The following is a 9,399-nucleotide window of genomic DNA, read 5'->3' as shown; positions in this document are numbered from 1 at the left end:
GTGAAACGCAGGGTCCGGCCGTCGAAATCGGTCTCCTCGACCAGCCGTCCGGCCGGATCGTAGCGGTAGGTCCACTTCAGCCCGAGCGGGTTGGTCACCGCCACGAGCCGGAGCTCCGTGTCATAGGCGTAGGTGGTCCGCGCCCCGGAAGCGTCGATCGTGGCGACCGGAAGGTCGAACAGACCGTACTCGGTCCGCGTCGCGAAACCGGCCCCGTTGACGTGCTCGACCTCGTTGCCCTCCGGGTCGTAGCGGCGGATTTCCTGCACGCCGGAAGGCTGCACGCGCAGGTTCTCCTGTCCCTCCACCGTCCAGCCGAGACCGACGCGGCGGCGGGAGCGGTTGAGCGCGAACCGGGGCCGCCCGAACAGATCCCGGTCCTCGGGCACCCCGGCATCCTCGCGCTCGCCGCCCTTTTCGCCGGTCAGCTTTTCCGTCCGCAACGGTGCGGCGACGCCGAGTGGTTCCTCGAACGGGTCCGGCGCCTCACCCCGGGGATAGAAACGGCTGAGCACGGTGCCGTCCTCGGCCTCGGCCTCGATCGTCAGTCCGTCCGGCCCGGGAGTGACCCGCAGCACCGAGCCGTCCGGCCGGGTCACCGACGCGAGGGTGCCCTGCTCGTCGTAGCCGAACGACGTGGTCAGCCCCAGCGGATCGGTCCGGCTCAGCAGCCGGTCGTACCGGTCCCAGGTGAAGGCGGTGACGTTGCCCAACTGATCGACGCGACGGGAAAGCTGCCTCTCGGCGGTGAAGTGGTACTCGGTGGTCGCGCCGAGCGAGTTGGTGTAGACGGTGATCAGGCGTTCGCGGTCGTAGGTGAACGTCCCGCTGAAGAACCCGTCCGAGCCGAGAGTACGGACGCAGCGACCCCGATCGTCGTAGACGTAGCGGTACCAAGTGCCCGTCCGGTCCTGCCACCCGGTCATGCGGCCGTGGTCGTCATAGTCGTAGCGGGCCGCCAGTCCGGAGGAGTTGACGACCTGGACCAGGTGCCCCCGGTCGTCGTACCCGAATTCGGCCACCTTCACGGCCCGTTCGGTCCCGGCCTCGACGACCTCGATCCCGGTGATGCGACCGCTGGTGCCGGCCACCCGCACGACGCGGCCGTCGCTGTGCCGCAGCCGCGCGGGCATTCCCGACCGGTCGTGGTCGATGTCGACCCGGTAGGCGTCCCGCTGTTCGAGCGCGACCAGCGGCAGCACGCCCACCCGGCTTCCCGCCACGGGCGCGAAGAACAGGCTCTGCTCACGCTGGGGATCGTCGAGCCGGAAGCCGGTCCCGGCCGGGGTCAGCGGCAGCCGCGGCCCCTCGAGCGGGAGTACGGAGGCTCCCGCGGCCGGCTGCGGATACACCAGGATCATGCCGTCCGCGGAGCAGTAGCGGATGTTGTCCTCGTCCACCTGGACCCGCTGGTCCAAAGTGGACGACCAGGACGGGCCGAACCACTGCCCGGCCCGGTAGGACGAGATGTGCATGCGTTCCAGCAGCAGTTCCACCGGGCCGGACAAGCTCAGGTCGACCTCGTTCGCCACGACGTCACCGGTCATCACGTCGACCGGGTCGCTGTCGCAGACACGGGTGTCCTTGCCGATCGCGTCCCCGCGAGTCGAGCCGCCCGAGGCGGTCGAGGAGTTACCCCCGGCCCCCTTGGCGCTCGCCCCCGACGCCGTGGTGCCACCGGCACCCTCGTCGAGCTTCGGCGGCGGCGCCACACTCCCACCATCAGGCTTGCCCGTACCCGACGGCTTGGTGCCACCCGCGCCCTCGTCGAGCTTCGGCGGCAGCGCCACACTCCCACCATCAGGCTTACCCGCACTCGACGCCGTGGTCCCACCCGCACCGCCGTCGAGCTTCGGCGGCGCGGAAACCTTGCCCGGATCGACCGAACCGTTGTGGCCCGCACCCGAGGACGTGGTCGGCCTGCCCGCCACCGGGTCCACGTTCCTCGCCCCCGACGGCAACGTGTCCACCTTGCCCGGCTTCGCCGCCGAACCCGGCTTGAGCCCCTTCAACCCCTTCGACGCATCCTTGAACAGATCACCGGCCTTGCCCAGCAACTTGCCCAGCTCGCTCAACGCCTTGGTCAGCTTCTTGATCAGATCCGCGATCTGCTTCGCGGTCTTCGCCACCAGGTTCACCACCTGCGGCACCACCCAGGTCAACCCGATGCCCAGAGTGAACAGGACCTGCAGCGCCCAGGACACCATGTGCCCCACCACCTGCGCGATGGTGTCCCGCACCAACTGCCGCACCGCCGCGACGACCTCACCGGCGGTCTTCACCCCACTCGAGGCGCCGTCACACGCCTTGCCCGCGGCTTCGAGGACCTTCGCCATCTCCCCGGCCTGCTGACGATAGGCATCCGCACCGGGACCGGTCCACGACTGGATATCCGTATTGACCTGGTTCGCCAGATCCGCCGACACCTGACCCAACTCGGTCGAGATGTTCTTCCACGTCTCCGAATGCGCCGTGATCTGGTCGGGATTCCCAGCAAGTTTGTCCAGCATGTCCTTCAACGGGCCGACATGCTCCATCAGCCAGCCGACCCCCGCGGCCAGGATCGAACCGAACGGATCCGTCACGAACGCCAACGCGTCCATCGCCGTCCCCGCCGCCCCCATCACGGCAGAAGCCCAGTCGCCGCTCTCGATGCTGGACACCAGGCCCTGAGCATCTTCCAGGATCGTCACCCCGGAAAACGCGGTTGTGGAATCCTTAGTCTGCGCCACCAACGGGTTGGTCATACGTACTTGCGCTCCCGGTTCTCGTCCCTGTCAAGGCCTGACTGATCCTAGAGAGCGGAGGAACCACGATCGGTTCCCGTTGGGCCGAACGTGGGCCCGAACGGTCCTCAAAGGAGGATCGTTCGGGCAATCAGGAGATCATCGGGGCGAGCACCGCTGGACGAGACGACGGAACGGAAATCAGGAATCGGAGCGGTGGTGCTTTTCCTTGACGTGGAGCGCTTCCTTGCGGACCTCGGCCTGGGTGGCGCGTTCCCGTTCCAGCCATTCCGGCTTGGCGGCCTTCAACGCGTCGATCTGCTCGGTGGTGAGGGCCTCGGTGATCCCGCCGCGGGCGAGCCCGCCGATGGAGATGCCGAGTTTCGCGGCCACGACCGGACGCGGATGCGGCCCGTTGCGGCGCAACTCGCGCAGCCACTCCGGCGGGTCCGCCTGCAGGGCGTTCAGCTCGTCGCGGGACACGACACCCTGCCGGAACTCGGCCGGGGTGGCCTCGAGGTACACACCCAGCTTCTTCGCCGCGGTCGCGGGCTTCATCGTCTGGGGGGTCTTCTGCGACGTCATGCCGTCCAGGGTATCGGCCGGGCACGCGGCCCGGAGAGTCACACCCGGTAATCTGGCCGCGTGACCAGCTCGGACGAACCTCCCGCCTTCCGGCTCGGGTATGTACCCGGAGTAACGCCCGGCAAATGGGTGCGGATTTGGCAGGAGCGCTACCCCGGGGTCCCGTTGTCCCTCGTCCCGGTCGTCCCGGCCGAGGCCGCCGGGCTCGTGCGCGACGGAGCCGCCGACGCGGTCCTCCTGCGGCTGCCGACGGACCGGACGGGCCTGCACGCGATCCCGCTCTACACCGAGACGACCGTGGTCGTCGTCCCGAAGGACCACCTCCTCGCCGCGACCGGGGCGGCCGAAGAAGTCACCCCCGGGGACCTGGCCGACGAGATCGTGCTGCACCCCCTCGACGACACGCTCGGCTGGGAGCGCCCGCCGGGACGGCCCGCGATCGAACGCCCCGTCACGACCGCGGACGCCATCGAGCTGGTGGCGGCGGGCGTGGGACTGCTCGTCGTCCCCCAGTCGCTCGCCCGGCTGCACCACCGCCGGGACCTCACCTACCGGCCGCTCACCGACGTGCCGCAGTCGCGCGTCGCGCTGTCCTGGCCGGAGGAGGAGACCACGGACCTGATGGAGCAGTTCATCGGGGTGGTCCGGGGCCGCACGGTCAACAGCACGCGCGGGCGGCCCGCCGCCCAGCCGCAGGCACCGGAGAAAGCACAGCAAAAGGCGCCGCAGAAGGCATCGGAAAAGGCATCGGAAAAGGCACAGCGCAAGCGGCCGGAGAACGGCGGGCGCAAACCCGCGGCCGGTAAGAATCCGCGACGCGGCACCGGTTCCGGTCAGGGGGGCAAGCGCGGGAAGCCCCGCCGCCGGTGACCGGCCCCCGACCACCTACTTGATCACAGTGGACGGTCAGGGGAGCCCGGCGACGGCACGGTGGGCGGCCGGCGCTCACGAACACCGCGCCACCGAAGGAAAATGCTGACGGCCACCGATCGGGATCGTGGTAGAAAGAAACGTGAATCAAGGTGAAGAGCTGGCGCCACCGGCGCCGGCGAGGGTGGACGTCGACCGGCCGTCCGCCGCGCGGATGTACGACTGGTATCTCGGCGGCACCCACAACTACGCCGTGGACCGCGAATTCGGCAAACAGGTCGAGGGCCTCTTCCCGTTGATCAAGCCGCTGGCCCGGTCCAACCGGGCCTGGATGAACCGGGTCGTCCGCGCCGCCGTCGACGCCGGGATCCGGCAGTTCATCGACCTGGGTTCCGGGGTGCCCTCCGTCGGCAACGTGCATTCGGATGTCAGGAATGCGCTTCCCGAGGGCGAGCGGGCAACCGTCGTGTACGTCGACTACGAGGACGTCGCCGCCGTGCACGCGCGCATCACACTGGAGCAGGACGGGGCGACCGGCTGGGCCGGGCTGGTGCAGCGCGATCTCCGCGACGTCCCGGCGATCCTGACCGATCCGGAGGTCGAGCGGCTGATCGACCCCGGGCAGCCGGTGTGCCTGCTCCTCGTCGCCGTCCTCCACTTCATCGGCCCCGCCGACCGCCCCGCCGACCTGCTGGGCCAGTACCGCGAGTGGCTGGCACCCGGCAGCTGGCTGGCGCTGTCCCACATCGCCCACGACGACGCGCCGCCCGAGGCGGGCGACATGGTGGCCCGGTTCGTGTCGGCCTACCAGTCCACCTCCAATCCCGGGTGGCTGCGTTCCCACGACGAGATCGTCCCGTTCTTCGGCGACTGGCCGCTGCTGGAGCCGGGCCTGGTGCACCTGCCCGACTGGCGCCCGGACGGCGCGACCACCATCGAGAAGGAAGACCAGGCGCGCCCCTTCGGCTGGTGCGGAGTCGCCGCAAAGCCCTCGCCGCGGCCCTGAGGCCCTCCTCACCCCCGCTGCCTGGACTGGGGCGAGCCGTGAAGGGTCCCTTCACGGTCGAATCGACTGTGAAGGGACCCTTCACGGCACCACGCTGCCCGGCTCACCAGGGAGCGAGCGCCTCGTGGGCCAGTTGCCGTCCGAGATCGATGAGCTCCGCGGCCCTGTGGAAGTCGATGGTGCGGCAGGCGTCTTTCGGCACGGTGATGAGAACGTCCGCCGGGTGCGCGGCGAGGCAGTGGCGGGTGAGCGCCGCCTGCGACGCGTCGAGCGCGAGGTTCAGCACCTCGATCATGCCGACCTGGGGCAGCGACGCCGCCTCCAGGTCCTCCTCGATCGCGGCGCCCGGACGTGGCGAGGTGAACCGCCGGCCGAGCGCCGCGGCCAGCTCCGAGCCGAGCACCTCGGAGGCGTTCGTGCGGAAGCGATCCCACCACTCGGCGGCGGGACGTCGCTCGGCGGTCTCGCTGGTGGGGGTCACGGCGGGCTGCCTGCTCCGTTGTCCCTGCAGCGAGACGGCGACCACGAAGTCCGCGTGCGCGGACGCCGTGGCCGCGACGGGCACCGGGTTCAGCACCCCGCCGTCGACGAGGAGACGGCCGTTGACGATCGCCGGGGTGATGACCCCGGGTATCCCGATGGAGGCGCGGATCGCCCGGTCCAGCGGTCCCTCGTCGAGCCAGACTTCCCGGCTGGCGAGCAGGTCGACGGCGACGGCGGTGAACCGGACGGGGAGCTCTTCGATCCGGCGGCCGCCGACCATCTCCGCCATCCGGGCCAGGACGCGTTCGGCGCGGATCACGCCGCCCGCGGTGAGCGAGGGATCGAGTTGCCGCAGAAGATCGCGCCGGGAGAGGCCGAGGACCCAGTCGGTGTAGGCCGCCAACTCGCCGGCGGCATAGGCGCCGCCCACGACGGCGCCCATCGAAGACCCTGCGACGCCGACGATCTCGTGGCCGCGTTCGACGAGCTCGTTGATGACCCCGATATGCGCGTAGCCGCGGGCGCCCCCACTGCCCAGCGCAACGGCGACGCGTGCCATCCGACTCGCGCTCCTTCCCCGGCCGTGCGGACTCGCCGACGACGGTAACAGCACCGGCCGCGACGTTCACCCACGGCGACGCGCACGCCGCGTTCACCCCGTGAAGCCGACTCCTCGCCCCCCGGCGCCGCACGTCCTGCGACCCCGCACGGGCGGAGCGACGATGGTGGGGCGAACCGTGCGAAACCAGACCGGACGAAAGGGAACGCCGGTGAGTCTCGTGGAAATCCCGCAGCCGCACCCGGCACCGCTGGTCGGCAACCTGCCCGCGATGGATCAGCGCGAGCCGGTGCAGGGCCTGATGAGGCTGGCGGGCGAGCTCGGCCCGATCTTCCGGCTCGACCTGCCGGGCGGCAGGCGCATGGTCGTGCTCAGCAGCCAGGAACTCGTCCACGAGGTGTGTGACCAGGAGCGGTTCGAAAAGATGCTGCACCAGCCGTTGCGGCAGGTGCGGGAGTTCGCCGGAGACGGTCTGTTCACCGCCGAGACGCGGGAACACAACTGGCAGATCGCCCACCGGATCCTCATGCCCGCCTTCGGTCCGGTCGCGCTGCGCGAGATGTTCGGCGGCATGGCCGACATCGCCGAACAACTGCTGCTCATGTGGGAGCGGCTCGGGCCCGACCACGTCATCGACGTCGCGGACAACACCACCCGGCTCACGCTGGACACGATCGCGCTCTGCGCGTTCAGCTACCGGTTCAACAGCTTGTACCGGGAGGAGATGCACCCGTTCGTCAAGGCGATGGTGCGCGCGCTGGTCGAATCCGGCTCACGGTCGCGCCGTCTGCCGCTGCAGAACCGGCTGATGCTGCTGTCCCGCCACCAGTTCGAGGAGGACAAGAACGTCCTCCACTCCCTCGCCGACCGGCTCGTCGCCGAGCGGCGGCGGCATCCGTCCCCGCCCGGCAGGCACGACATCCTCGACACGATGATCGAGGCCGCCGACCCGCAGACCGGCGAACGCCTGTCCGACGAGAACGTCCGCTACCAGCTCGTCACCTTCCTCATCGCCGGGCACGAGACGACCAGCGGGTTGCTGACGTTCACTCTCTACGAGCTCCTGCGCCATCCCGAGGTGCTGGCCCGCGCGCGGGCACAGGCCGACGAGGTGCTGGGCGGGCGCCGTCCTGCCTTCGAGGACCTGGCCCGGCTCGGGTACCTCGACCAGATCCTGCGGGAGACGCTGCGGCTGTGGCCGACCGCGCCGGCGTTCGCCGTGACGCCGCTGGACGACGAGACCACCCTCGGTGGGCGGTATCCGGTGCGGCGCGACGACATCGTCCTGGTGCTCACCCCCATGCTGCATCGCGATCCCGCCGTCTGGGAGGACCCCGAGCGGTTCGACCCCGGCCGGTTCGCCTTCGAGAAGGCGCAGGCCCTGCCCCCGGACGCGTGGAAGCCCTTCGGCAACGGGGTGCGGATGTGCATCGGCCGCGGCTTCGCCCTGCAGGAGGCGCAACTGTTCCTCGCGATGCTGCTGCAGCGGTTCGACCTCGAACCGGCCGATCCGGGCTACCGCCTGGTCATCCACGAAACGCTGACGATGAAGCCCGAAGGGTTCACGATGCGGGTGCGCCGCCGCCCGGTCACCCTGGTGGACACCGCGGCCCGGGAAACCGTCCCGGGCGGCCGGCGCGAACAGGGCGAGCAGGCCGAACCGGCCGCGGCGGGCAACGGCGTCCCCATCCAGGTGCTCTACGGGTCCAACTCGGGCACCTCCGAGGCGTTCGCCCAGCGGATCGCCAACGACGCCCGCCGCCGCGGTTACTCCCCGTCGCTCGCCCCGCTGGATTCCTCGGCCGGTCACCTGCCCGCCGAAGGCGTCGTCGTCATCGTCACCGCCTCCTACGAAGGCAAGCCGCCGGACAACGCGCGGCGCTTCACCTCCTGGCTGGACACGCTCGACGAGGGCAGTCTCGACGGCGTCCGCTACACCGTGTTCGGCTGCGGCAACACCGACTGGGCCCGGACCTACCAGGCGGTGCCCACACTGATCGACGCCCGGCTGGCCGCGGCCGGGGCCGAGCGGATCCTCGACCGCGGCGCCGCCAACGCGCGCGGCGACTTCTTCGGCGATTTCGACGGCTGGTACGACCGGTTCTGGCCCGCGGTCGCCGCGGCGCTCGGCCAGCGCACCGCCGAACCGGCCCCCACCGCCGAACTCGAAGTCACGTTCGTCGGCCCCACGCGCGACCCGCTGCTGCGGGCCAACGACCTCGCGCTCGGCACGGTCGTCGTCAACCGGGAACTGACCAGCCCGGGCCTGCCGCCCGATCGCCGGAAACGGCATCTGGAGATCGCGCTCCCCGAAGGCACGACCTACCGCGCCGGGGACTACCTCGCCGTCCTCCCCCTCAACCCCCCGGCCGCGGTGGACCGGGCACTGAGCCGGTTCGACCTCGACTACGACGCCCAGCTCGTCCTGCGGTTCGGCGGGGCCGGGGCCACGTTCCTGCCGGTCGGGAAGCCGATCACCGCGGGAGAGCTGCTGTCCAGTTACGTCGAGCTCTCCGCACCCGCAGGGCGCCGCCAGATCGCCCAGCTCGCCGACAGCACGGCCTGCCCGCCCGAGCGCGATGCGCTGCGTGCCCTCGCCGCCGACGACACCTACCCGCGTGAAGTCCTCGACCGGCGGGTCAGCGTGCTCGACCTGCTCACGCGCTTTCCGTCCGTACAACTGCCGTTCGGGACGTACCTGCAGATGCTGCCGCCCCTGGCGCCACGGCAGTACTCGATCTCGTCCTCGCCGCGGTGGAGCGAGGACCACGTCACGCTCACCATCGCGGTGCTGTCCGCGCCCGCCCTGTCCGGCAACGGAACCTACGAGGGTGTGGCGTCGACCTACCTCGCGAGCGCCCGGCCCGGCACCAGGATCGCGGTGAGCGTGCGCCCGTCGCAGACCGCGTTCCACCCGCCGCCGTCCCTGGCCACTCCGATGATCATGGTCGCCGCCGGATCGGGGATCGCCCCGTTCCGCGGGTTCCTGCAGGACCGCGCGCTTCGCGCCACCGAAGAGGGCGTCGAGCCGGCACCCGCCCTGCTGTTCTTCGGCTGTGACCATCCCGAGCGGGACCTGATCTACCGCGACGAGCTCAAGGGCTGGGAGCGGGCGGGGATCGTGTCGGTGCGTCCCGCCTTTTCCGGGAGGCCGGAGGACGGTGTGCGCT

Annotated in this window: 6 protein-coding genes; 3 read left to right on the top strand and 3 right to left on the bottom strand. The window is 70.6% G+C overall.

The window, feature by feature from the left end; all coding sequences use genetic code 11:
* Nucleotides 1-2,747 (bottom strand): DUF6531 domain-containing protein (locus FNH05_RS23850; RefSeq protein ID WP_222426689.1); only part of this gene is annotated, 2,747 nt, incomplete at its 3' end.
* A gap of 180 nt (nucleotides 2,748-2,927) precedes the next feature.
* Nucleotides 2,928-3,311, bottom strand: coding sequence for a DUF5997 family protein (locus FNH05_RS23845; RefSeq protein WP_144590946.1), 384 nt, complete (start codon nucleotides 3,309-3,311; stop codon nucleotides 2,928-2,930).
* 60 nt (nucleotides 3,312-3,371) lie between these two features.
* On the opposite strand from FNH05_RS23845, the gene FNH05_RS23840 reads away from it, so the two are divergent.
* Nucleotides 3,372-4,181 (top strand): LysR family substrate-binding domain-containing protein, encoded by an 810-nt coding sequence (locus tag FNH05_RS23840; protein WP_144590945.1) that lies wholly within the window; start codon nucleotides 3,372-3,374, stop codon nucleotides 4,179-4,181.
* Between the two features lie 142 nt (nucleotides 4,182-4,323).
* Nucleotides 4,324-5,187, top strand: coding sequence for an SAM-dependent methyltransferase (locus FNH05_RS23835; RefSeq protein ID WP_144590944.1), 864 nt, complete (start codon nucleotides 4,324-4,326; stop codon nucleotides 5,185-5,187).
* Between the two features lie 103 nt (nucleotides 5,188-5,290).
* On the opposite strand, the gene FNH05_RS23830 is transcribed toward FNH05_RS23835, so the two are convergent.
* Nucleotides 5,291-6,229, bottom strand: a complete 939-nt coding sequence (locus tag FNH05_RS23830) for a patatin-like phospholipase family protein (protein WP_144590943.1) — start codon at nucleotides 6,227-6,229, stop codon at nucleotides 5,291-5,293.
* Between the two features lie 211 nt (nucleotides 6,230-6,440).
* On the opposite strand from FNH05_RS23830, the gene FNH05_RS23825 reads away from it, so the two are divergent.
* The coding region (locus FNH05_RS23825; RefSeq protein ID WP_222426688.1) for a bifunctional cytochrome P450/NADPH--P450 reductase at nucleotides 6,441-9,399 on the top strand (2,959 nt) is incomplete at its 3' end.

Source organism: Amycolatopsis rhizosphaerae, assembly GCF_007713715.1.
GTDB lineage: Bacteria > Actinomycetota > Actinomycetes > Mycobacteriales > Pseudonocardiaceae > Amycolatopsis_E > Amycolatopsis_E rhizosphaerae.
The sequence above is the reverse complement of the archived record's forward strand: the minus strand, read 5'-3'. Positions and strand labels throughout refer to the sequence as shown.

Coding starts and splice junctions, on each gene's coding strand:
- FNH05_RS23845 (WP_144590946.1), bottom strand. CDS start 3,311: ATGACGTCGCAGAAGACCCCCCAGACGATGAAGCCCGCGACCGCGGCG.
- FNH05_RS23830 (WP_144590943.1), bottom strand. CDS start 6,229: ATGGCACGCGTCGCCGTTGCGCTGGGCAGTGGGGGCGCCCGCGGCTAC.